The following is a 1070-nucleotide window of genomic DNA, read 5'->3' as shown; positions in this document are numbered from 1 at the left end:
CCCCCGCTCCCACCCGATGACGAAGGCGGCACCCCCGAGGAACGCGGCCACAGAGGTGATCGGATGCACCAGAAGGATCACCCCGTAGAGGGCACCCAGCACGGCGTACCCGGCGAAACCGCGCATCCCGCGCGGGCCGACGAAACGCACCCGGCGACCGTCCCGCGCGCGTGCCCCGGTCAGAGCCCACGCCCAGAACGTCAGCCCGGCGGCGAACGCGGACGGATAGGGCAGGGTCCCGGTCATCGACATCAGCCCGAGATAGCCGCTCCACCAGGCACGGTCCGTCCCCCACAGCAGCGTCATCGCGGCCAGCGCGAGAACCGGCGCCCAGGGCCGCGGCGTCAGCACCCGCACGAACCGCCCGACCCCGGTGAGCAGCACCAGCAGGTTCACCGGGGCGGCGAGCCGCAGCACCTCCCACCCCGTCAGCCCGGTCGCCCGCGCGAACACGGCCTGCGCGAGCGCGTACGGCGAGTAGTACGGGCTCCCCGCGCCCGGCAGATCGGCGGTGGGGTGACGCGGCTCCAGGAGGTTCGCCTTCAGCCGCTCGATCACCGCCGCGTGCTGCCCGGCGTCGCAGCACAGGGGCACCCGCCAGCACGCCAGCGTCATCACCAGGAAGAACCCGAACCCGACCACCTGATAGGGGCTCGGCCGCCACACCCGGCCACCACGCAACGCCGTCGCCCCGCGCGCGGGACGACGGATCAGGGCACCGGCGCTCACCGGGCGGGGGAGCAGAGGGAGATCAGCGGCATTCCGCGTACCTTCCCGGCGAGGCGGGCGGCTTTACTGCTGATCACCCGGTCGGGTGATCACACGAATGGCCTCGGGGGGAGGGGGCGGCGCGGTCGGCTGCGGCGACGGACGGCTGCACGGCACGAACGGCCTCGCCAGCGGTGCCGGAGGCGGACGGCGGCTGCTCGGCGCGAAGCGCCTCGGCGGCGGCCCTGGAGGCGGACAGCGGCTGCGTGGCGCAGAGCGGAACCCCAGCGCCGGGCGGACCCCCGGCGCCGAGCCGGCCCCCACCACGAGCCGCCCTCCCACGAGCCGCCCTCCCGCGCGCC

The 1070-nt window shown here is 75.3% G+C and carries 2 pseudogenes; one reads left to right on the top strand and one right to left on the bottom strand.

Going from position 1 to position 1070, the window contains the following annotated elements:
- Positions 1-729 (bottom strand): annotated as a pseudogene (locus AOK24_RS44570) (hypothetical protein); the annotation flags it as partial.
- A gap of 97 nt (positions 730-826) precedes the next feature.
- Between AOK24_RS44570 and AOK24_RS50055 the strand changes: the two are divergent.
- A pseudogene (locus AOK24_RS50055) lies at positions 827-1070 on the top strand (DNA polymerase III subunit gamma/tau); the annotation flags it as partial.

Origin of the sequence: Streptomyces niveiscabiei (genome assembly GCF_001419795.1) — a bacterium.
GTDB lineage: Bacteria > Actinomycetota > Actinomycetes > Streptomycetales > Streptomycetaceae > Streptomyces > Streptomyces niveiscabiei.
The sequence above is the reverse complement of the archived record's forward strand: the minus strand, read 5'-3'. Positions and strand labels throughout refer to the sequence as shown.